Raw genomic sequence first — 20,702 nt, 5'->3', positions numbered from 1 at the left:
TGCCCTCGGCTGTTATTGGGTCAGCGCCACCACGCTTTCTATGCCGCCCTGGGCCATCTTGGCGTACGGACACAGGCGTTCGGTGTTGCGCACCAGTTCTTCGGCCACGTCGCGGGCCACGCCGGGCAGATGGATGTTGACCTCGGCCTTCAGCGCAAATAGGCCATCGACGGGGTCGCGGCCGAACGACACAGTGGCCGTCACCGACGCATCCGGCAGCGACAGGCCCGAGCGCTCGGCCAGCATGCTCAGCGCGCCATGAAAGCACGCCGCATAGCCGGCCGCGAACAATTGCTCGGGGTTGGTTCCCCCGCCCTTGCCACCCAGTTCAACCGGCAGGCGCAGTTCCACAAATAGTTCGCCGTCATCTGAAATGGCGATACCCGAGGCGCGGCCATGCGCGGCCTCCCCGCCACGCACCGTCACGCTGGTGGTGTAGAGGGGATGAAAGTCTCCGCCCCGGTACTTGTCCAGCAGAGCCTGGGAAGGCGGCCGCAGTTTGCTCATGGTGGTCCTTGTTTCCGCCGCTAATTTCCGCTGCTGCTTTCCGCCGCTATTTCTTTGCGCCGGAATTTGCACCCGATTGACTGAACCACGTATCGAAGTCGATCTTGCCCAGGCGTGGGGTAGATCGTGGCACCAGCGTGTCGTCGTTGAGCAATGCGCCAAAATAGCGCGCGCCCGGGTCCGCCTGCACGCGGCGGGTGTCGCCGATTTTACCCAGGTAGCGTTGCACCAGATCGGCCAGTCGCACCTTCTCGGGCCCGGCAATTTCCACCGTGCCGTTCACCGGCGCGCCCAACGTGGCGTCCGCCATGGCCAACGCCACATCGTCCGACGCAATCGGCTGCACATAGGCGGGCGAGAGCCGTATTTCATTGCCCTGCGCGCCAGACTGCACAATGCCGCCCAGGAACTCGAAGAACTGCGTGCTATGCACGATGGTGTAGGAAATGCCCCCGGCTTCGATCAGATCTTCCTGCGCGATCTTGCCGCGAAAGTACCCGCTTTCCGCCAAGCGATGCGTGCCCACCACCGACAGCGCAACGTGGTGGCGCACGCCGGCCCGGGCTTCGGCCGCCAGCAGGTTGCGCCCCGAGGCCTGGAAGAACGCCAGCACCGCCGCGTCTTCGAACGATGGCGAGTTGGCCACGTCGACCACCGTGTCCACCCCCGCCAGCGCATCGTCCAGGCCCTCTCCCGTCACCGTGTTGACACCGGTGGCGGGCGAAGCCGCAATGGCCTCATGGCCACGCTCGATAAGCAGTTTGACGAGTTTGGAGCCGATCAGGCCGGTACCGCCAATGACTAGGATTTTCATGATGCGTCCTTAGCTGAACTTGGCCTTGTCCAGGCCATAGGCTTTGTCGGCCGAACCGGGTACGGTGCGAAAGCCGACGTTAAGGCGGTTCCAACCATTGATGGCCATGACCGCGAAGCTGAGATCCGAGATCTCCTTTTCAGACAACTCGCCGCGCACGCGCTCATAGATCTCGTCGGACACGCCGTGCGCGCCCAGCGTGGTCAGCGCTTCGGTCCACGCCAGGCAGGCGCGTTCGCGCGGCGAGAACTCGGTGGACTCGCGCCAGATCGCCACATGATGCAGGCGCAGTTCGCCTTCACCGTGGATCTTGGCTTCTTTCACATGCATGTCCAGGCAGAAGCCGCAGCCGTTGATCTGCGACGCGCGGATCTCGACCAGGCTCAGGATGGACGATTCAATCGCGCTCTTCTTCAAGAGCATGCCGAATTCGACGAACTTCTTGAACAGCTCGGGCGATTGCGCAAAGGCGTTAAGACGTTGACTCATGGTGATTCCCCTGGATAGTTTGGCGCGGTCCGGCTGGGCTTAGCCGACGATTGCGCGTGCTTGAACGACGCCCAAATCGTAGGTCGGCTGGCAGGGCGGCAGTAGACCCGGGCAAGGGACCATGGTGTTGCCTGGCGCGCAACAATCGTCGGCGGGCAAGCCGGAGGATGCGTGCAGTGCCTTCGCAGCCGGTAGCCGATAGCCGGCAAAATCCCGCTAGAATGCGCGACATCATGCGCGCAACTTCGTCTTTCCTGAACCGCGGCAACGCCGGCCTTTGGCTGGTGTTGGTGCTGTTTGCGCTGAAGGCGATTGTGCCGCAGGGCTTCATGCCTGCTACCCATCAGGGCGGCACGCTGATTCAGTTGTGTTCCGCTGCCGGCCCCATCTGGGTGCAGGGGCCGTCCAAGCCAGACCAGGCGCCCGACGAAAGGCATGCGGCGCAAGCCGCGACGTGTCCGGTGGGCATGGCGCTTGCCGCCGTGGCGCTGCCGCCCTCGCCGGTCTTGCTGGTGGCGATGGCCGCCGTCATGGTGCATCCGCAGGCGGCACGCGCGCCGCCCGCACCGATTCATCCCTCGCTTGTTGGGGCGCCGCTAGGCGCGCGTGCCCCGCCTCTCGTCTCGGTATTCAGCTGATTCCCTTGCCGCCTTCGCGCGGCCTGTCTTCGCTTACCGAGAAACACCTCATGACTTTTTCTTCCTCCAGGGCGCGTTGCGCCCTGAAGCGGCGCGTGGTCATTCGCGTCGCCAATCGCGCCACAAACCGCGTGCCCAATCGCCTGGCCATGGGCGTGGCTACCTCCACCGCGCTTGCCCTCACGTCCGTGCTGCCCGTGCTGCACGCGCAACCCGCCCCCGTCGCCACCCTGCCCGTGATCTCGGTGTCGGGCGATGCGCCGTCACCCACTTTGCTGGAACCCACCGCCACCGGCAACCTGTTGGGTCTGACGCCATTCGAGACCCCCGCCAGCATCGAGATCATCAGCAACGAGCAGTTGCGCGAGCGCGGCGCCACCACCGTCACCGATGCCATCACCCAGGCGGCGGGCATCAGCGCCATGCGTCATCCCGGCAATGGCGGGTCGTCTCTGTCGTCGCGGGGGTTCACCGATTCGAACTCCGTTGCCCAGTTGTATGACGGCGTGCGCCAGTACGGCGGCGTAGGCCAGACCTTCATGTATGACCCCTGGGCCGTGGACCGCATTGAAGTGCTGCGCGGCCCCGCGTCGGTGTTGTATGGCGAAGGCGCCATCGGCGGCGTCGTGAACGTGATCCCGAAAAAGCCCACGCGCGGTCCCATCGAAAACGAGCTGATGACGACCATCGGCACGCACGACACCCAGCGTTTCGGATTCGGCAGCGGCGGCGCGCTGGACGACAAATGGTCGTACCGGCTGGACGTCAGCGGCAACCACACGGACTCCGGCATCAGCCTGGGGGACTCGCGCGACGCGGCCGTCACCGCCGCCTTGCGCCTGGACATATCGCCCGAGCTGAACTTCACGCTGACGCAAGCCTATGCCTGGCAGGAACCCACCCGCTACTTCGGCACGCCGCTGGCCAACGGCACGATGGATTACGGCCTGGCCAGGCAGAACTACAACGTGGCCGACAGCAAGATCATCTACCGCGACAGCCGGACGGAACTGAAAGCGGAATGGTCGCCCAACGCCGCCACCACGGTCAGAAGCCGCGTCTATTACATCGGCAGCAATCGCGACTACCGCGACGCCGAAAACTACACCTGGCTGCCGGGCAACCTGATCGAACGCAGCGGCTACACCGAGATCGGCCACGACCAGGAACAAACGGGCACCGTCACCGACGCCGCCTTCGACGGGCATCTGTTTGGCCTGGCGAACAAGGTGGCGGTCGGCTTCGAACTGAACCGCGCATCGCTCAAGCACACCAACAATTCGCCGTACTCCGGTACATCGGTGGTGGATGCCTATGACGTGGACCACGGCCGCTTCATCAACGTCGCCGGCACCACGCCGCGCTACCGCAACACGGCCAGCCAGTACGCGCTGTTTGCCGAAGACAGGTTGATGCTAAATAGCCGCTGGTCGATTCTGGCGGGGTTGCGCTACGACCATATCGACTTGAAGCGGCGTGATCTGGTGGCCGACGAAACCGCCTTTCGCACCACGTTCAGCAACGTCGGCTGGCGCGTGGGCACGGTGTACGACGTGCTGCCCACCGTGTCCGTCTATGCGCAATACGCCCAGGCCGCCGACCCGATCGGCAGCCTGCTCTTGCTATCGCCCGCCAACAAGAACTACGAGCTGTCGCAGGGCAAGCAGTTGGAGATCGGGGTGAAGCAGACGTTCTGGGACAACAGGGGCCAATGGACCCTGGCGGCCTATCACATCAAGAAGAACAACCTGGTCACGCGCGACCCCAACGACCCCGCGTTGCGCATCCAGGTGGGCGAACAGTCGTCACGCGGCGTCGAGGCCACGCTGAGCGTGGAACTGACGCCCGCGTGGCGGCTTGACCTGAACGCCGTGGCGCTGCGCGCCCGCTACGACGACTTCAACGAATCGGTCGGCGGCGTCGCCGTGTCGCGCAACGGCAATGTACCGACGGACGTGCCCGAGCGCGTGGCCAATGCCTGGCTCAGTTGGAAGTTCGCGCCGCAATGGACCGCCAGCGCCGGGGTGCGCTACGTGGGCAAGCGCTACGCGGACGCGGCCAACCGATTGGAGATGGCGGGCTACACCACCACCAACCTGGCGCTGCAATGGGAGCCCCGCCGCGACCTGAGCCTGGCCTTGCGCGCGTTCAATGTGTTTGACCGCCAGTACGCCGAAACGGCCTACTACAACCAAACGCAATGGCTGGTTGGCGAGGGCCGCCGCGTGGAGCTCAGCGCGAACTACCGCTTCTAGCGCGGCGCCGGCTGGCGCTTCCGGGCGCCAGCCGGGGGAACATCTGGACGCGCTGGTCCCGACACGGTTGCTGCGAAACCTCCCCTCAACCCCGCCGATAAAACCCCCCCGGCGACACGCCGAAGTGCTTCTTGAACATGGCCGCGAACGCGCTCTGGCTGGTGTAGCCGTGTTCCAGCGCCACATCCACCACCCGCGCCCCGCTTGCCAGGTGTTCCAGCGCCAGCAGCAGCCGCGCCTGCCGGCGCCACTGCCCTAGCCGCATACCGGTCTGTTGCTGAAACTGCCGGTGCAAAGTGCGGGTGGACAGATGCAGCCGGGCCGCCCACTCGTCCAGCGTCAACGCCGCATCAGGCTCGCGCATCAAGGCGTCGCAGAATTTCCTGAGCCGCGCGTCGGCCGGCATCGGCAGATACAAGGGCAACACCGGCAGGCTGCGCAATTCCTGCAACAGCAAGTGCAGCAAGTGCCAATCGCGGGACCCGGGGCTGACGGGCGCGGCAAGGTCCACGTCCACGGCCGCCACGATCAGTTCCCGCAACAAGGGCGAGATGTCCAGCACGCAACTGCGCGCGGGCAGGTGGGCGGCGGCGTGGCCATCGACGAACACGGTGCGCACCCGCACCGCGCCGTGCATGCGGACGGAGTGCGCCACGTCGGCCTCAAGCCAGACGCCGCGCGTGGGCGGCACCACCCACCGGCCGCCTTCGGCGTCGATGGTCATCACGCCCTGGATGGCGTACAGCAGTTGCGCGCGGTCGTGACGATGGGGCGCAATGAAATGGCCGTCGGGGTAGTCCACCGCCAAGGCGGCGGCGGGCGCGCCGGAAGCCGCGAACGCGGCGTAGAACGGGGAATCATCCATGTTGACGGTTTTGCGAGTTGGCAGTTTTACGAGTTGGCAGTTTTGCGATAACCGACGACATATTAGCGCCAGACGGACGCCTGCCCCGGGCGGCACCATGCAAGGCTCGTTCTGGAGACCTTCATGTCCATCACTTCCCTGCTCTTTCCATTCATGGCGATCGTGCTGTGGGCGGGCAACGTCATCGTGTCCAAGCTGGCCGCGTCCGCGATTTCACCCACGGCCATCACCTTCTACCGCCTGATTCTGGCGCTGGCGCTGATGACGCCCTTCGTGCTGCCGTCGCTGCGGCGCAACTGGGCGTCGGTGCGGCCGCACCTGGGCAAGATGGCCGTCAGCGGCTTGCTGGCCATGGCGTTGTTCCAGAGCCTGTCGTACCGCGCGGCCGAAAGCACCACGGCCACCAACATGGCCATCGTCACCGCGCTGGTGCCCTTGTTGACGGCGATACTCAGCGTGATCGTGCTGGGTGAAGCGCTGACGGTGGGCATGGCGGTGGGCGGCGTGCTGTCGTTCGTGGGCCTGTTGTACGTGGTGGGCCAAGGCGACATCGCCGCCATCGCGCGCAACGGCGTCCATGTGGGCGACCTGCTGATGCTGCTGGCGTCCTTGTCCTACGCGCTGTATGGCGTGCTGCTGCGCCGCTGGCGCTTGACGATTCCGGCGTGGCAGGCGGTGTACCTGCAAGCCGTGGCCGCGCTGGTCTTCATGCTGCCGTTCTTCCTGATGCTGCCGGCGGGCGCGGCGTCGTTGGACGCGCGCACCTTGCCGCTGATCGCCTACGCGGGCATCGGCTCATCCATTCTGCTGTCGTTCTTCTGGATTCAAGGCGTGAAGCACCTGGGGCCGAACCGGTGCAGCATCTTCATCAATCTGCTGCCCGTGTTGACGGCCGTGCTGGCCGTGGCAATGTTGGGCGAACAGATGCACGCCTATCACGTCATCGGCGGCAGCATGAGCCTGATCGGCGTGCTGATTGCGCAGACGGTGCACAAGCCGCTGCACGCCGCGCGCCTGCCCTCGCCTACCTAGAAGTCCACCGTTGCCGACAGCAGCACCGTGCGCGGCGCGCCGATGGTCAGGCCGTTGGACGAGGCCGACGCCCAGTAGGCTTTGTTGAAGACGTTTTCCACGGTGGCGCGCAGCGTGACAGGCGTGTTGCCGGCGCGCCAGGCGTAGCGCGCGCCCAGGTCCACGCGCGTCCACGCGGGGATTTCCTGCGTGTTCCTGGCGTCCAGGTATTGCGAGGTGGTGCGCAGGGCGCGCGCCGAGACCGTCAGGCCGGGCGCGAACGGGGTGTCCCATTCCACGCCCACGTTCATGCTGTAGCGCGGCGTGCCGGGCGCGACATTGCCTTCGGTCGTGGCGTTGCCGGTTTTGGTGAGGCGGCCATCCAGATACATGACGCCGGCCAGCAGGCGCACGTTGTTGACGGGTTCGCCGAACACGTTCAGTTCCAGGCCGCGATTGCGCTGCATGCCGTCGACCGCATACACGCCGGTAACCGGGTCGGTCAGCCCGCTGGGGCGGCGGATCTGGAAGGCGCTGAAGGTGGCGCCGATGTCGCCGTAGTCCACCTTCACGCCGGCTTCGACCTGTTCGGACTTGATCGGCGCGAACACTTCGTTGGCGTTGACGGCGGTGAGCGGCGCGGTGGGGCCTTCGCTCAGGCCTTCAATGTAGTTCGCGTACACCGACACGTTCTGCGTGGGCTTGCCCAACAGCGCGATGGCCGGCGTGACTTTGCGCTTGTCGTAACGGCTGGTGCGGCTGCCGGTTTCGTCGTACTGCTCGGTGACGACGCGTTGCGACCGCGCCCCCACCGTCAATTGCAGGCGTTCGTCCCAGATCGACAGCGTGTCCGCCAAGGCCACGCTGGTCAGCCGGGATTCTCCGGATTTGGGAATGTCGGTGTCCAGCCCCGCAAGGGAAGGCGCGGACGTGGGCAGCGGCGTATACAGGTTGGAGCGGACGGGGTCGAAGTCGTAGCTGAGGTTGCCGAAGGTCTTCTGGAATTGCGTGGCGCTTAGCGATACGGCGTGCGACACCGCGCCGGTCGCAAAGCGGGTGCGCGCGCCGATCTCGCCGGTGTGCACGCTTTCGTCGCGCAGGAAATACGTGGGGCTGGCCGAGAAATTGCCGGCGGCATCGCGCGCCGTGACGTTCATGCGCAGGAATTTGTAGTCGCCGTCGCGCGCGCCAAAAGCACCGTAGACCATGGTGCGGTCGGTGATGTCGTGTTCGGCGCGCAAGGCGATGTAGGTGTCGCGGGAGTTGGCGTAGGTCCAGTCGGGTGCGTAGCCACGGTCCACACGCTTGGCGTCCGGCACGGGCACGCCGGGGGCAACGCCCACGCGCTCCTGTGGGGCGTCGACCTTGCGGTCTTGATGGCCGAGGTCCGCCGACCAGCGCGTGCGTTCGCCCCGGTAGTCCAGGCCCAGCGTCATCAAGCCGCGCGTGGTGTGTTGCGAGCCCACACCCGTGTCGCCGCCCTTGTAGGCGCCGTTGACGCGGATGCCCAGTTCGCCCTTGTCGCCAAAGCGTTGGCCCAGGTCCACGTGGCCGCCCGCCACGTTGTGCGTACCATAGCTGGCGGTGACTTGCCGCGTGGGCGTGTCTTCCGCCCGCTTGGGCACCACGTTGATCGCGCCGCCCACGCCGCCCGACGGCGCCATGCCGTTGAGCAATGCGTTGGGGCCTTTCAACACTTCAACGCGCTCCAGGCTTTCCACGGCCAGCGCGTAAGTGGGCAAGACGCTGTACAGGCCATTGAAGGCGATGTCGCTGTTCAGGACCGGAAAGCCCCGAATGGAAAACTGGTCGAAGCGGCTGGTCCGGGGGTTGGTGTTCTGCACCGAGGCATCGTTGGACACCACGTCGGCCACGCTCTGCGCTTGTTGTTGCTGCATCAAGGCGCTGGTGTAGGCCGTCACAGAAAATGGCGTGTCCATGATGCTTCGTTCGCCCAGCATGCCGACGCTGGCGCCGCTGGCCACCTGGCCGCCGGCAAACGCGGGCATCAAGCCGCCGGTGTAGGCGCCCGTCACCGTTACCGCTTCCAACTGGGTTATGGCATTGGCGGGCACGGCGGACAGCGTGTATTCGTTGGCCCCGGCCGGAACGGCGCGCAGGCCCGAGCCCGACAGCAGCGCGGCAAAGCCTTCCGCCACCGAGTAGTTGCCGTTCAGCCCCGATGACTGCATGCCTTGCACCAGCGTGCCCGGAAAGGACAGGCGCACGTTGGCCTGGGTGGCGAACTGCGACAAGGCCAAGCCCAGCGGGCCGGCGCCGATGCGGTAGTCGCGCGTGACGGACTGGGCGACGGGCGCCTGGGATTGCGCCATCGCGCCGACGGGCAGCAATACCGAAAAGCACAGCAGCACGGCCGCGCGGACCGGGGAAGAACGGAATTGGGACATGAAGCAAGCACCGCGAGGGAGAGTTTCGGGGAGACGGACAGGGGTCACGCCACGGCCCGATCCCGGCAGGGTTTCAGGGCCTCTATCCTGTACACCGAACGACTCGGAAAAAGATGCCAACGCCAAGGCGGGGGGTGCTACGAATGCGGATTGATCCGCTTGATCGGACCACTTGATTGGCGACCTTGCGCTACGCGCCACGCGCCTGGATCTGCACCCAGTACCGCGTGCGCGTGGCCACGCGCACCGGCAGCGTGCGGGCCAGCAACGCCAGGCTGGCGTCCGTGTCCCGCAATGAAAACGAGCCATACACGCGCAGGTTCGCGACCTCGCTCGCGCAGTGCAGCAAGCCCGGTCGGTAGCGGGCCAGGGCGCGCGTCCAGTCGGCCAGACGCATGTTGTCGGCCGTCAGAATGCCGCTGGTCCATGTCGGCGAGGTTTCCAGCAAGGCGGTATCGGAATGCGTCATGGCGGCATTGAACCTGGCCTGCCGGCCCGCGCGCACGATCTGGCCGCCGCCGTCGTTGGGGCGCACATCCACCGCGCCTTCGTAGACGGCAACCAGCGCGTCGTCCTGTTCCAGGCTGACCGTGAATTGCGTGCCAATGGCCTGCACGCTGCCCATCGGCGTCTGGACCAGAAACGGACGCGCGGGCAAGTGGGCATCCGCCGCCGTCGCCACGAAGATGCGACCCGCCCGAAGCGACAGCAAACGTTGCGATGCCGAGTAGCGCACGTCGACCTGCGTGCCGGTGTCCAGCGTCATCCGCGTGCCATCCGCCAGCGTTGCCTGCCGGATCTGGCCGGTGGCGCTTTCCAGGTCCGCTTGCGTGGCGCGCCACGCCCAATAGGCCACCGGACCGGCGACCGCAAGACCCAGCAGGCGGGCCGCCAGGCGCCGGCGATCCGGCTTGGCCAGCCCTTTCAGGGCGTGCGCGCGCATGGGTTGCGGCACCTGCCCGAAGGCGCCAAGCACCCGCTCGGCCCGCGCCCAGGCCTGCGCGTGCGCGGGGCTGCGGGCAATCCAGCAGGACAAGGCCTGCAAGCTGGCCGGGTCATCCGGGGCATCGTGCAAACGGGCCATCCAGCCCGCCGCTTCGGCCAACAGCGCATCAGGCACGTGCGGCGCGTTCATGGATCAATGGCGGTCAGGCACGCCAGGTACGCCTGCTGCATATGGCGGTTGACCGTGCGCACCGACAGGCCCGTGGCGGCGGCAATCTGCGCATACGTCAGGCCGTCCAGTTGCGACATGAGGAACACCCCGCGCACCCGCCCCGGCATCGCGTCCAGCATGCGGTCGATGCAGTACAGGGCTTCCAGAATCAAGGCCCGGCTTTCCGGAGACGGCGCGGTGTCGGCGGGCAATGCCGCCATCGATTCCGCATAGGCCTGTTCCACGCTACGGTGCCGCCAGAAGTCAACGACCAGGCCTTTTGCAACGTGCGTCAGGAAGGCGCGCGGCTCGGGCATTTCCAGTGCGCGGTTGCTGGAATAGACGCGCAGGAACGTGTCGTGGGCCAGGTCCGCCGCATCCCAGGCGTTGCCCAGCCGCTTGCGCAGCCAGCTGTAGAGCCATTGATGATGGTCGGCGTAGAGCCCGCTAAGGGCCAGCCGACGAGGCGCGGTGGATTGGGACATGGGAGCGGGGACGCGGCGCGAAATGTCGTATTGATAATGAGTAACGTTAATAATAACGGAAACCCATGCCGCCACACCCACTTCATCCGAACAGATTGATCCAGCCCATGGCCTCGCTGATGAACAGCGCCTGGGACATCAACAACAACGCCACCCACGCCCAGCGCCACGGACGCATGCCCGTCCAGGCTTCGCGCGAGGGCGCGGCCGGTGCGCCGGCATGCCCGGACTTTGCCCTGAGCGCAGCGCTGCCGCCCGCAATGCGCAGGCCGTAAAGATAGGCGCCGGTCAGGCACAGCGTGGTTAACGCCGCGCCGAAGATGAACCAGATCGCGCGCACCGGCCACGGCCCGAACGAGCCGAAATGCAGCGGGTCCGCCATTTCGGACAGGCGCTGATGCGGGCCAAGGTCGGCCGCGCCGCGCCGGGCGGCGGCATGATCGGACAGCGGCAGCCGGATGGCGTTGGCCCGGTCGCGAACCAGCCACGCCGGCGTCTGCCCCTCCACTTGCCCGGCCCGGCCATCGGCATCCAGCCGCAAGACGCGGATGTCCAGCTCGGGCCACGCTTGATGCACGCGCGCCACGGCCGCGTCCAGCGTCTGGCCAGTCAAAGGCCCGGCGGCGCGTGGTGCGTCCGGGGCGGTGATGGCGCGCAGCGGCGGCGCATGCCCGCCCAGCGATTCAACCAGATACCACAGGCCGGTCAACGCAATCAGCGCGCTGAACCACAGGCTCCACACCGCCAGCAGCCGATGCGTGTCACCCCACGCCAGCCGACGCTTTCCCCGCCGTGGCCACGCCAGAAAGCCGCGCCACCAGCGCTTGTAGACGACCAGCCCCGTTGTGACCAGCAACAGCAACGGTATCGACAAGGCCGACACCAAGGGCACGCCATAGCGCGTGGGAAGAAACAGATGCCGATGCGTGTTGCGCAGCCAGCGCTGGAGGCTGAACCAGGACGTGTCGCCGGTGACGATGGCGCGATACGGGTCGATCCAGACGAAGCGTTGTTCGCCTTGCGGGGTGCGCATCAAGGCCCGCGCGGCGAAGTGCGAACCGTGGGCGGCGGTGACGGATTGCAGCGTCCAGCCGGGTCGCGCCGCTTGTGCGGCATGGACCATGTCGCCCCAGCTTGCGCGCTGCGCGGCCGGGTCAACCCGCATGGCGGGCTGCGCCAGCCAATCCAGCTCGGTTGCGATAACGGCCAGCGTGCCGGTCAGGCAGATGAACGCCATGAAGAGGCTTAGCTTCAACCCCACCCAGCTATGCAGCGCAAACCACCATTTCCGTTGGGAGGGGGTGGCGGGTACAGGACGACGCGCGGGTGCGCTGGGCAGGGGCGTAGCGGGTTTCATGCTGGCACTCGATGGCTGATGCCCCCGGCGAAGGCCGAGGGCTCATATCAAGTTCACCGTACGGCGCCGGAAAAAGTGCCAACAGCGGATGCCAACCACAGATGCCAACACTGAATGCCAACAGCAGCTGCCGACACCGGATGCCAACAAGGCGGCGAACTTCAGCCGCCCTCTCCGCGCCCTACGCTTGCGTCACCGCCGGCGGCACAGGAGCCCCATCCACCAGGCGCCAGATCCCCAAGGGGTTGTCCTGTTGCAAGGCGTCTGGCCGCAACCCATCCGGCAGATCCTGATAGCACACCGGTCGCAGGAACCGGTCGATGGCGGTTGCGCCAACGGACGTGTGCATCGCGTTCGACGTGGCCGGGTACGGGCCGCCGTGCACCATGGCGTGGCTGACTTCCACGCCCGTGGGAAAGCCATTGGCCAGGATGCGGCCGCACTTGCGTTCCAGCACGGTGAGCAAGGCGCGGGCGGCGGCATGGTCGGGCGCGTCCACTTGCAGCGTGGCCGTCAACTGGCCTTCCAGATGCTCGGCCACGTCCAGCACCTCTTCCCAGCTTTGCGCGCGCACGATGACGGAGGCTGGGCCGAACATCTCGGCCTGCAAGGCCTCGTTGTTCAACAAATTGCGCGCGCGGGTCACGTAGAGCGCGGCCTGCGCGGCATTGGATTGATCGCGCGCGGCACTGCCGTTTGCCACCGTCTCAACGCCCGGCACCGACTGGACCTGCTCGCGGCTGCGGTTGTACGCGGCGCAGATGCCGGGCGTGAGCATGACCTGCGCGGCCTTGGAGGCCAGCGCGTCGCTGGCGGCGGCAATGAAGCGATCCAGCTCCGGCCCATCGATGGCGATGACCAGGCCGGGGTTGGTGCAGAACTGGCCGGCGCCCAAGGCCAGCGAATCCACGAAGCCTTGCGCGATGGCCTGCCCGCGCGCCGCCAGCGCGGCGGGCAGCACAAACACGGGGTTGATGCTGCTCATTTCCGCGTACACGGGAATGGGTTCGCGCCGCTGGTTGGCGATGTTGACCAGCGCCAGGCCGCCCTGGCGCGAGCCCGTGAACCCAACGGCCTTGATGGCCGGATGCGCGACCAGCGCTTCGCCGATGGTTCGTCCCGCGCCGATCAGCAGGGAGAATACGCCTTCAGGCATGCCCGTGCGTTGCGCGGCTTTCTGCACGGCGCGGCCCACCAGTTCGGACGTGCCCAGATGCGCGCTGTGCGCCTTGACGATCACCGGGGCGCCGGCCGCCAGGGCGGATGCCGTATCGCCGCCCGCCACGGAAAACGCCAACGGAAAGTTGCTGGCCCCGAACACGGCCACGGGGCCCAGCGGAACTTTCGCCTGGCGCAAATCCGCGCGCGGCAAAGGTTGGCGTTCGGGTTGGGCGGTGTCAACGATGGCGCCCAAAAAGTGGCCATCACGCACCACCTGGGAAAACAGGCGCAGTTGCCCGATGGTGCGGCCACGCTCACCCGTCAGCCGCGCCACGGGCAAGCCGCTTTCCTGGTGCGCGCGCTGAATCAGCGCGTCACCCAGCGCCAGGATTTCGTCGGCGATCGCTTCCAGGAATTCCGCGCGGCGAGTCAACGGAAGCTGGCGATACGGGTCGAACGCGGCGGCGGCCAGCGTGGCGGCGCGGTCCACGTCAGCGTGCGTGCCCAGGCCGAAGCGCGGCTCGGGAATCTCTGCGTTCAAGCTCGGGTTGAACGCCTGCAGCGTACCGGCGGTGCCGCGCACGGCGGCATGACCGATGAGCATTTCTCCAGTGATCTGCATGATTGAATTCCTTGGATAAGAGTCAGATGGGATGGATATCGACACGTAGGGATCAGTCATCCAGCGGCTGGCCGCTGCGATCGCGCGCCACCGCCACCGCGATGATCGACACCGCCGCGCAGGCCGCCAGGAACAGCACCACGGGCACGTAGCTGCCGCTGTAGTAGGCGATGAGCGCCGTGGCGATCAGCGGCATGGGGCCGCCCACCAGCGCCGCGCCAATCTGGTAACCCAGCGACATGCCGGTGTAGCGGATGGCGGGCGGAAAGGCTTCCGCCAACAAGGTGCCGATCATGGCGCCGTAGCTGGCCCAGATGACCCCAAAGCCCACGGCGATAGCCAGGCCCGCCGCCCACACCGACTTTTGATCCAGCAGCCAGAAGTACGGAAAGATCCACAACAGAAAGGCCACGCTGCCACCGATGAACACCTTCTTGCGGCCGATGCGATCAGACAGATGGCCGAAGAACAGCATGAACGGAAACGCGATCAAGGCGCAGACCAGCACGATGTTCAGAATGGTCGAACGCGCGAAGCCGTGATCCATCATGTACGAGATGGTGAAGGTGGCGTACAGAAAAAAGGTGGACGTCTCGACAACCTTCGCGCCAATGGCGATCAGCACTTCGCGCCAGTGGTGCTGCAAGGTTTCCTTGAGCGGAATACGGGCGCTGCTGCGCGTGGCCTGGATCTTCTTGAACGACGGGGTTTCGCCCACCGCGTTGCGGATCCACATGCCCACCATCACCAACACGATGGAACCCACGAACGGAATGCGCCAGCCCCAGGACTGAAACGCCTCTTCGCTCATGCTGGCGCTAAGCAGCGACGTGATGATGTTGCCCAGCGCCAGGCCCAGCACCGCGCCGGTTTGCGGCACGGCGCCATAGAAGCCACGCTTTTTGCGCGGTGAATATTCCACGGCCAGCAACACGCCGCCGCCCCACTCGCCGCCCAAGGCCAGGCCCTGCATCAAGCGCAACAGCGTCAGCATGATCGGCGCGGCCAGGCCCACCTGCGCGTAGTTGGGCAACAGGCCCATCAGCACGGTCGACAAGCCCATCATCGACAGCGTCATCGCCAGCGTCTTCTTGCGGCCAATGCGGTCGCCGATGTGCGAGAAGATCACGCCCCCAAGCGGGCGCACCAGAAAGGCCAGCGCGAAGGTGGCCAGCGCCAACATCTGGCTGACCAGCGCGTTGTCGCTAGGAAAGAACTGCTTGGCAAAAATAATGGACGACATGGTTCCGTACAGGAAATAGTCGTACCACTCGATGGTGCTGCCCACCGCGCTGCCCATGAGCGCGCGGCGGCGCTCGGCATCGGGGACCAGGGTTTCTTTGTCGGCAGCGGCCAGGCTGGGGTTGGAACCCCCAACGGATAGGGTGCTCATGTCTCCACCTATTTGGATTGTTTAGTTGTTTGATTGTTTGAATACATGGCGCCCTCCCATGCGGATGCGGGATGGGCGCTTAACGGCAACGCGATGTATATGCACACGCGCCAGGCGCGCACGTTCTATGTCGATGCGCGCAGCATCTCCACGTAGTCATCGGCGCTGGCGTCGCGCGGGTTGGTGCGGTGGCTGTGATCGGCCAGCGCGCCCTTCACGATGCGTTCGTAAAGGTCTTCTGTAACGCCCAGTTCGCCCAGGCCCGTCGGCAGATTCAACGCGCGGCTCTTGTTGGCCAGGGCCTCTTCCACCGACAGCGTGGCCGGCAAGCCCATGGCCTGCGCCAGCCGCGCGATCTTGTCTTCATGCGCCACGGTTTCCGCGCCACGGTTAAAGCGCACCACGGCCGGCAGCAAAATGGCGTTGAGCGTGCCGTGATGCAGCTTGGGGTTGATGCCGCCCAGCGAATGGCTCAGGCTGTGCACGCAGCCCAAGCCCTTCTGAAACGCCAACGCCCCTTGCAGGGACGCGCTCATCATGTTGGCGCGCGCCTGAATGTTGCCCGGCTCGTTGACCGCCACTTCAATGTGACGCCATGCGCGCCACAAGCCATCCAGCGCAATGCCGTCGGCCGGCGGGTTGAAGGCCGGCGCCAGAAAGGTTTCGATGCAGTGGGCAATGGCGTCCATGCCGGTGGCGGCGGTCAGGCCCGCGGGCAAACCCAGCGTCAATTCGGGGTCGCAGATGGCAACCTTGGGAATGACGTGGGGCGACAAGATGCCCACCTTGCGCCCATCGTCCAGGATGATGATCGCGCCCCGGCCCACCTCGCTGCCGGTGCCCGCCGTGGTGGGAATGGCGACGATGGGCAGCGTGGCCGCCGTGATGTTCTGCACGCCGCCTTCAATCAAGGCGAACTGGCGCAGCGGGCCGTCATGGCGCGCGGACACCGCCACCGCCTTGGCCAGGTCAATGGAAGAGCCACCGCCCACGGCGATGACGCCGTTGCAATCCGCCTGCTTCAAGCTGGCCACGCCCGCGCGCACCGCCGCTTCAGACGGGTTGGGCGGCGTGTCGTTGAACACGGCCAGGTTGGCGTGGCCCAGCGCCGACTTCACGCGGTCGACGATGCCCGCCGCTTCCACGCCCCGGTCGGTCACGATCAAAGGTTTGGTAATACCCAAGCGCTCACAGACGTCGTGCAGGTCCGCCAGGACCCCGGCGCCGAAGTGAATTTCGGTCACGTAATTGATCAGTGCCATGCTGCCTCTTTTCCTTGAAAAACTTGGTCCCGATGAGAAGGGACGAGTCTAGGCACGGGCCGCGCTTCAGTACACTGACGACTTTCTATACAGCTATAACTTTTATTCATGGCAAACGTTCCCCCCAGCCTGAATTCCGTCATGTCGCGGCTGCATGCCAAGCAGCTCCGGCTGCTCATCACCATTGAGGAATGCGGCTCGCTGCTGGCCGCCGCCGACAAGATCGGCCTGACCCAGCCCGGCGCCAGCAAGGCGCTGCGCGAGCTGGAGCAGACCTTGCAGGTGGAGCTGTTCGCGCGCACCAATCGAGGGCTGATTCCCACCGAAGCCGGCCTGTGCGCGCTGCGCTTCGCGCGCTTGATCCAGGCGGATATCAACAAGCTGCGGTTTGAACTGGATGCCATTGCCAGCGGTGCGGGCGGCCGCCTGGTCATCGGCACCATCATGGGCGCCGTGCCGCTGCTGACCGATGCCGTCACGCACCTGTTGGGCCGGCAGCCGCGCATGTCGGTGGAGATTGTGGAAGACACCAGCGAGACCTTGCTCGGCCTGATCGAACGCGGACGGCTGGATGCGGCCATCTGCCGGTCGTCCGTCGGGCGTAACCAGGAGCTGTACGAATCCATCGTCATCAAGCCCGAGTCGCTGGCCGTGATCGCCAACGTGCGCCATACGGCGATGGGCGCGGACGCCGTGGAACTACGCGAATTGCAGGACAGCCGCTGGGTGGTCTATCGCGCGCACATGCCGATGCGCCGGCTGCTGGAACGTGAGTTCCACGAAGCCGAATTGAATTTCCCCCTGCACCTGATCGAAACCACCTCGGCGCTGGCCACGCTGACGCTGCTAAGCCGCAACACGGATCTGGTTGCGCTGGTGTCCGAAGACGTCGCTAACTACTTCTGCCGCAACGGCTTGGTCGGCACGCTGGCCTTGGCCCTGAAGTCACGCAGCGAGCCGTACGAACTGGTGTTCAGGAAAGGCGCGCCGAAAAGCCCTGCGTTGAGTCTGCTGGTGGAGGCGTTGATGCGAGAAGGAAACGCGGGGGTGGCTTTAAATGACAAGGCCCTGATAAAATGACCATATTCAATGACCATTTTTAGGGGGCATCATGCCCAGTCAACTGGTGTCGAAATCCGAGTTCAAAGCTCGGGCCCTTGAACTTTTCCGGCAGGTTGAATCTACCGGCGAGTCAATTGTCGTTACGGACCACGGCAAGCCTGCGCTGGAAATCCGGCCCTATCGGGAACCGGTGAAGCGAGATCCGCTTGACGTACTTCGTGGGTCCGTTTTGCGGTTCGACGATCCGTTGTCACCGGTAAGTGACGACTTGTGGGAGGCAGCGCAATGATCGTGCTGGATACCCACGCGCTGGTGTGGTGGATCGCGGAAGATTCTCAGCTAAGTCGTCGCGCTCGAGAAGTCATCGAAGCCGAGATGCAAGGTGGCGAAATCCTGGTTTCGGCCATCAGCGCTTGGGAAGTGGCAATGCTGGCCAAGGCGGGACGTCTCGCTTTGAATATGGATGCGATGGCCTGGTTGGACACTGTTGCCCAGGTGCCGACGGTCCGTTTTGTACCCGTTGATGTTCGCATTTCGGTACATTCGGTCGACCTGCCCGGCGAGTTTCATAAGGACCCGGCGGACCGCATCATCGTGGCCACAGCACGGCAGTATTCCGCGCCTCTAGTCTCTGCTGACTTGAAGATCCGCGATTACTCGCACGTGCATACTGTTTGGTGATGAACAGCATCCGCCAAGGCAAAAAGCTGTCTTAGGGCAGCTTTTTGTTTTTGTCGCAGCGGTGTGGATTATTGCGTGTCGTCCAAGCCCGCCATTTGCGTCGGCGGGAATCTGAAAATTCCGATCATCGGAGTTGATATGAGTTACGCGCGCGACACGGTCATTCAACCGAAGCGCCATGAACCTCAGCAGGTTTAAATTCCAGGCGCAATGGTTTATTGTTTTGTTAAATAAAATATTTTTTATTCAATGAAACATAAGCCATGACATCCACTCCCGAAGCATCCCTGGTCGCCCACCTAAGCCGCCTGCGCCAGCAGCCCATTCCCCTGCCCACCCGCGAACGCCTGGCGCAAGCCTTGCTGGACTGGTTCACCGCGGGCTGGTCAGCGGCCGGCACGCCTGCCGCCGATCGCTATCGCCGCACCGCGCACGACTGCCACCCCGGCGCCGGCAACGTTCCGATCTTCGGCGGCATGGGCATGAACGCCAACGGCGCCGCCTTCGCCAATGCGGCCATCGCCCACTTGCGTGAGATCGACGACGCGCACCGCGCCGCGATGCTGCACCCCGGCGTGGTGTCGGTCACCCCCACCTTGGCGCTGGCGGCAAGCGGCGGCATGACGCAGCGCCAGGTAGCGGACGCCATCATTGCCGGGTACGAAGTGTCGCTGCGGCTGGGCGAAGCGCTGGGCACGCGCCATGCCGCGTCCTTTCACGCCACCGCCACGGCGGGCGCGGTGGGCGCGGCGGCGGCGTCGGCCACCGCCTTGGGGCTGGGGCCGCAAGCGCTGCACCATGCGCTGGGCATCGGCGCCACGCAGGCGGCGGGCCTGTGGCAGTTGGTGGACGATGAGGCGCACGAAGCCAAGTCGCTGCACCCCGCCTTCGCCGTGCGCAACGGCATGACGGCCGCTTATGCGGCGCGTGCCGGGCTGCCCGGCGCGCAGCGCTTCGCAACGGGTGCGCGCGGACTGTACCGCTTGCTGCAAGGCGATGGCCCCTTGGACGCGCTGGACATCAACCTGGACGCGCCCGAACGCCTGAACACCGCCACCATCAAGGCCTGGCCCTGCTGCGCGCAATTGTTCACGCCGCTGGACGCCACCCAGGAACTGCTGGACATCCACGCGCCCGCGCCGGACGACATCGAATCGCTGGACGTTGAAATCTTCACGCACGCGCTGAAAATCGCCGGCGTCGAATGGCCCGTCAATCCCGCGCAAACCTGCTTTTGCTTGCGCTACGTGGTGGCGCGCCTGGTGCTGACCGGCAAGCTGGGCATTGAAGACATGGAGTCGCCCGACTTGCATGCGCCCGCCCTGCTGGCCTTGGCGCGCCGCATCACGGTACGCACCAGCGATGTGTTCCAACAGGAGTTTCCAAGCCTGCGGCCTTGCCGCGTGACGCTCACGCTGAAGGGCGGACAGCAATGGAGCGTGCTGAGAAAGCTGCGTCGCGGCGATCCGGAAGACCCCTACACCTGGGACGCGCTGCAAGCCCGCATGCGCGCCTTCGCGCCGGCCATGGATGATGCGCAGGCAGCAGCCATTGTGGCCTGGTGCGAGCGCTTCACGGACGCCCGCGAAGACGAGGCGATCTGCCTGCCGCCCCCCGAATTATTCGGCGGCGCGGGCCCGCGCCAGCAGTAGAAACACAAGCGGGCGCCGCAGCCCGCTTACGCCTTGCCCTTGGGCGTACAGGCCGCTGGCGGCGTGGTCCGAAACCCTTGCTGCGCAAGCTCGTGGCGCACGATATCCACGGCCTTGATCTGCGCGGCCTCGTCGTGGCGCGATGCCAGCCCCAGCACGACCAGCGCGCCAATGAAGGCGTCATCCGCATCGAATACCGGCACGGCCACCGACGCCATTTCAGCGACCCGCTCGGACCGGGTCATGGCGTAGCCGTTCTCATGGATGCTGTCCGCAAGCGGCGTAACGCCGCCGGTAAAGGCGCGCAGCACATGCGCCGATGACCCGCCGTCCTTCAGGCTGATGCGCTTGCCGACTTCAACGTGATGACGCACCTCGCGCGAGGTGTTTTCGCGGTACAGGCAGATGCGGTCTTCACCACTGCGCACGTACAGCGCCACCGTTTCGCCCGTCTGTTCCATGATGCTGCGCAACACCGGCTGCAAGCGCGAACCCAGGTCGAAGGTGTCGCGATAAAGCATGCCCATGTGCAAGAGCGCGGGCCCCAGCGCGTAGGTGCTGCTGTCAAAACGATGAATCATGCGCGCCTTGATGAACACGCCCAGCAGACGCAGCAAGGTGGCTTTGTCCAGCCCGGTGCGTTCGGCCAGGTCGCGCAGCGACAGGCGCAGATTGTTTTCATCGAAGCATTCCAGAACGGAGATGCCGCGTTCGAGCACGCCGGCGGGCGGCTTAGGGGAATTCTCGCTTGACACGGTTTCGGATGCTTCCTATAGTTTTGTTCAATAAAACCTATTTTAACCAATGAAACGAAAGACGGCTACCGGACCAGGGACCGCCGTCTGCGTTTCAACCAGGAGACCGCAAGCGCCGCAGCGTTACGC

The 20,702-nt window shown here is 65.4% G+C and carries 19 protein-coding genes; 7 read left to right on the top strand and 12 right to left on the bottom strand.

What is annotated here, in order from left to right; all coding sequences use genetic code 11:
• Positions 1 to 12: 12 nt before the first annotated feature.
• Genes CVS48_RS11735 through CVS48_RS11725 form a run of 3 tightly spaced genes read right to left on the bottom strand, consistent with a single transcriptional unit; the run spans position 13 to position 1,810 of the window.
• Positions 13 to 507, bottom strand: coding sequence for an Ohr family peroxiredoxin (locus tag CVS48_RS11735; RefSeq protein ID WP_100854607.1), 495 nt, complete (start codon positions 505 to 507; stop codon positions 13 to 15).
• Positions 508 to 553: 46 nt separating this feature from the next.
• Positions 554 to 1,321 carry an SDR family oxidoreductase gene (locus tag CVS48_RS11730; protein ID WP_100854606.1) on the bottom strand — a complete coding sequence of 256 codons (768 nt, stop codon included), beginning with the start codon at positions 1,319 to 1,321 and terminating at the stop codon, positions 554 to 556.
• 9 nt (positions 1,322 to 1,330) lie between these two features.
• Positions 1,331 to 1,810, bottom strand: coding sequence for a carboxymuconolactone decarboxylase family protein (locus CVS48_RS11725; protein ID WP_100854605.1), 480 nt, complete (start codon positions 1,808 to 1,810; stop codon positions 1,331 to 1,333).
• 233 nt (positions 1,811 to 2,043) lie between these two features.
• On the opposite strand from CVS48_RS11725, the gene CVS48_RS11720 reads away from it, so the two are divergent.
• Together CVS48_RS11720 and CVS48_RS11715 are read left to right on the top strand one after the other, a co-directional pair.
• The gene (locus CVS48_RS11720) at positions 2,044 to 2,448 is read left to right on the top strand and encodes a DUF2946 family protein (RefSeq protein ID WP_100857611.1); all 405 of its coding nucleotides are present in this window, start codon (positions 2,044 to 2,046) and stop codon (positions 2,446 to 2,448) included.
• Positions 2,449 to 2,498: 50 nt separating this feature from the next.
• Complete coding sequence (locus CVS48_RS11715; protein WP_242001310.1) at positions 2,499 to 4,703, top strand: TonB-dependent receptor; 2,205 nt, start codon at positions 2,499 to 2,501, stop codon at positions 4,701 to 4,703.
• Positions 4,704 to 4,788: 85 nt separating this feature from the next.
• Here the strand turns inward: CVS48_RS11715 and CVS48_RS11710 are convergent, their stop codons facing one another.
• Entirely contained in the window at positions 4,789 to 5,568 is a 780-nt protein-coding gene (locus CVS48_RS11710) for an AraC family transcriptional regulator (RefSeq protein WP_100854604.1), read from the bottom strand.
• A gap of 123 nt (positions 5,569 to 5,691) precedes the next feature.
• On the opposite strand from CVS48_RS11710, the gene CVS48_RS11705 reads away from it, so the two are divergent.
• Positions 5,692 to 6,600: a DMT family transporter gene (locus CVS48_RS11705; protein WP_100854603.1), complete on the top strand. Its 909-nt coding sequence runs from the start codon at positions 5,692 to 5,694 to the stop codon at positions 6,598 to 6,600.
• Here CVS48_RS11705 and CVS48_RS11700 read toward each other — a convergent pair.
• The 7 genes from CVS48_RS11700 to CVS48_RS11670 form a co-directional block, all read right to left on the bottom strand.
• Positions 6,597 to 8,987, bottom strand: a complete 2,391-nt coding sequence (locus tag CVS48_RS11700) for a TonB-dependent receptor (protein WP_100854602.1) — start codon at positions 8,985 to 8,987, stop codon at positions 6,597 to 6,599. The two genes, CVS48_RS11705 and CVS48_RS11700, sit on opposite strands and share 4 nt — an antisense overlap.
• 190 nt (positions 8,988 to 9,177) lie before the next feature.
• Entirely contained in the window at positions 9,178 to 10,122 is a 945-nt protein-coding gene (locus CVS48_RS11695; protein WP_100854601.1) for a FecR domain-containing protein, read from the bottom strand.
• Positions 10,119 to 10,628 (bottom strand): sigma-70 family RNA polymerase sigma factor, encoded by a 510-nt coding sequence (locus CVS48_RS11690; protein WP_100854600.1) that lies wholly within the window; start codon positions 10,626 to 10,628, stop codon positions 10,119 to 10,121. The genes CVS48_RS11695 and CVS48_RS11690 overlap by 4 nt, the downstream gene beginning before the upstream one ends.
• 82 nt (positions 10,629 to 10,710) lie before the next feature.
• Positions 10,711 to 11,985 carry a PepSY-associated TM helix domain-containing protein gene (locus tag CVS48_RS11685; protein ID WP_100854599.1) on the bottom strand — a complete coding sequence of 425 codons (1,275 nt, stop codon included), beginning with the start codon at positions 11,983 to 11,985 and terminating at the stop codon, positions 10,711 to 10,713.
• A 181-nt stretch (positions 11,986 to 12,166) separates the two neighbouring features.
• Positions 12,167 to 13,768 carry an aldehyde dehydrogenase (NADP(+)) gene (locus tag CVS48_RS11680; protein ID WP_100854598.1) on the bottom strand — a complete coding sequence of 534 codons (1,602 nt, stop codon included), beginning with the start codon at positions 13,766 to 13,768 and terminating at the stop codon, positions 12,167 to 12,169.
• Positions 13,769 to 13,820: 52 nt separating this feature from the next.
• Entirely contained in the window at positions 13,821 to 15,161 is a 1,341-nt protein-coding gene (locus CVS48_RS11675) for an MFS transporter (protein ID WP_100854597.1), read from the bottom strand.
• Between the two features lie 125 nt (positions 15,162 to 15,286).
• A complete protein-coding gene (locus CVS48_RS11670; protein WP_100854596.1) occupies positions 15,287 to 16,423 on the bottom strand; it encodes an iron-containing alcohol dehydrogenase in 1,137 nt (378 codons plus the stop codon).
• Positions 16,424 to 16,531: 108 nt separating this feature from the next.
• Between CVS48_RS11670 and CVS48_RS11665 the strand changes: the two genes are divergently transcribed.
• The 4 genes from CVS48_RS11665 to CVS48_RS11650 all read left to right on the top strand — a co-directional run bounded on the left by CVS48_RS11665 (position 16,532) and on the right by CVS48_RS11650 (position 19,818).
• Entirely contained in the window at positions 16,532 to 17,503 is a 972-nt protein-coding gene (locus CVS48_RS11665) for a LysR family transcriptional regulator (protein WP_419191445.1), read from the top strand.
• 28 nt (positions 17,504 to 17,531) lie between these two features.
• Positions 17,532 to 17,774, top strand: coding sequence for a type II toxin-antitoxin system Phd/YefM family antitoxin (locus CVS48_RS11660; protein WP_242001394.1), 243 nt, complete (start codon positions 17,532 to 17,534; stop codon positions 17,772 to 17,774).
• Positions 17,771 to 18,166 carry a type II toxin-antitoxin system VapC family toxin gene (locus tag CVS48_RS11655; protein WP_100854593.1) on the top strand — a complete coding sequence of 132 codons (396 nt, stop codon included), beginning with the start codon at positions 17,771 to 17,773 and terminating at the stop codon, positions 18,164 to 18,166. Before CVS48_RS11660 ends, CVS48_RS11655 begins: the two co-directional genes overlap by 4 nt.
• A 263-nt stretch (positions 18,167 to 18,429) precedes the next feature.
• Positions 18,430 to 19,818, top strand: a complete 1,389-nt coding sequence (locus tag CVS48_RS11650; RefSeq protein WP_100854592.1) for an MmgE/PrpD family protein — start codon at positions 18,430 to 18,432, stop codon at positions 19,816 to 19,818.
• Between the two features lie 26 nt (positions 19,819 to 19,844).
• Here the strand turns inward: CVS48_RS11650 and CVS48_RS11645 are convergent, their stop codons facing one another.
• Positions 19,845 to 20,573 (bottom strand): IclR family transcriptional regulator, encoded by a 729-nt coding sequence (locus CVS48_RS11645; RefSeq protein WP_242001311.1) that lies wholly within the window; start codon positions 20,571 to 20,573, stop codon positions 19,845 to 19,847.
• Positions 20,574 to 20,702 lie beyond the last annotated feature (129 nt).

Origin of the sequence: Achromobacter spanius (assembly GCF_002812705.1) — a bacterium.
GTDB lineage: Bacteria > Pseudomonadota > Gammaproteobacteria > Burkholderiales > Burkholderiaceae_B > Achromobacter > Achromobacter spanius.
This window is presented reverse-complemented; position numbering and strand designations above follow the sequence as displayed.

Bases quoted from the DNA above. Each gene is read 5' to 3' on its own strand.
- CVS48_RS11735 (WP_100854607.1), bottom strand. From the start codon at position 507: ATGAGCAAACTGCGGCCGCCTTCCCAGGCTCTGCTGGACAAGTACCGG.
- CVS48_RS11730 (WP_100854606.1), bottom strand. From the start codon at position 1,321: ATGAAAATCCTAGTCATTGGCGGTACCGGCCTGATCGGCTCCAAACTC.
- CVS48_RS11725 (WP_100854605.1), bottom strand. From the start codon at position 1,810: ATGAGTCAACGTCTTAACGCCTTTGCGCAATCGCCCGAGCTGTTCAAG.
- CVS48_RS11720 (WP_100857611.1), top strand. From the start codon at position 2,044: ATGCGCGCAACTTCGTCTTTCCTGAACCGCGGCAACGCCGGCCTTTGG.
- CVS48_RS11715 (WP_242001310.1), top strand. From the start codon at position 2,499: ATGACTTTTTCTTCCTCCAGGGCGCGTTGCGCCCTGAAGCGGCGCGTG.
- CVS48_RS11710 (WP_100854604.1), bottom strand. From the start codon at position 5,568: ATGGATGATTCCCCGTTCTACGCCGCGTTCGCGGCTTCCGGCGCGCCC.
- CVS48_RS11705 (WP_100854603.1), top strand. From the start codon at position 5,692: ATGTCCATCACTTCCCTGCTCTTTCCATTCATGGCGATCGTGCTGTGG.
- CVS48_RS11700 (WP_100854602.1), bottom strand. From the start codon at position 8,987: ATGTCCCAATTCCGTTCTTCCCCGGTCCGCGCGGCCGTGCTGCTGTGC.
- CVS48_RS11695 (WP_100854601.1), bottom strand. From the start codon at position 10,122: ATGAACGCGCCGCACGTGCCTGATGCGCTGTTGGCCGAAGCGGCGGGC.
- CVS48_RS11690 (WP_100854600.1), bottom strand. From the start codon at position 10,628: ATGTCCCAATCCACCGCGCCTCGTCGGCTGGCCCTTAGCGGGCTCTAC.
- CVS48_RS11685 (WP_100854599.1), bottom strand. From the start codon at position 11,985: ATGAAACCCGCTACGCCCCTGCCCAGCGCACCCGCGCGTCGTCCTGTA.
- CVS48_RS11680 (WP_100854598.1), bottom strand. From the start codon at position 13,768: ATGCAGATCACTGGAGAAATGCTCATCGGTCATGCCGCCGTGCGCGGC.
- CVS48_RS11675 (WP_100854597.1), bottom strand. From the start codon at position 15,161: ATGAGCACCCTATCCGTTGGGGGTTCCAACCCCAGCCTGGCCGCTGCC.
- CVS48_RS11670 (WP_100854596.1), bottom strand. From the start codon at position 16,423: ATGGCACTGATCAATTACGTGACCGAAATTCACTTCGGCGCCGGGGTC.
- CVS48_RS11665 (WP_419191445.1), top strand. From the start codon at position 16,532: ATGGCAAACGTTCCCCCCAGCCTGAATTCCGTCATGTCGCGGCTGCAT.
- CVS48_RS11655 (WP_100854593.1), top strand. From the start codon at position 17,771: ATGATCGTGCTGGATACCCACGCGCTGGTGTGGTGGATCGCGGAAGAT.
- CVS48_RS11650 (WP_100854592.1), top strand. From the start codon at position 18,430: ATGACATCCACTCCCGAAGCATCCCTGGTCGCCCACCTAAGCCGCCTG.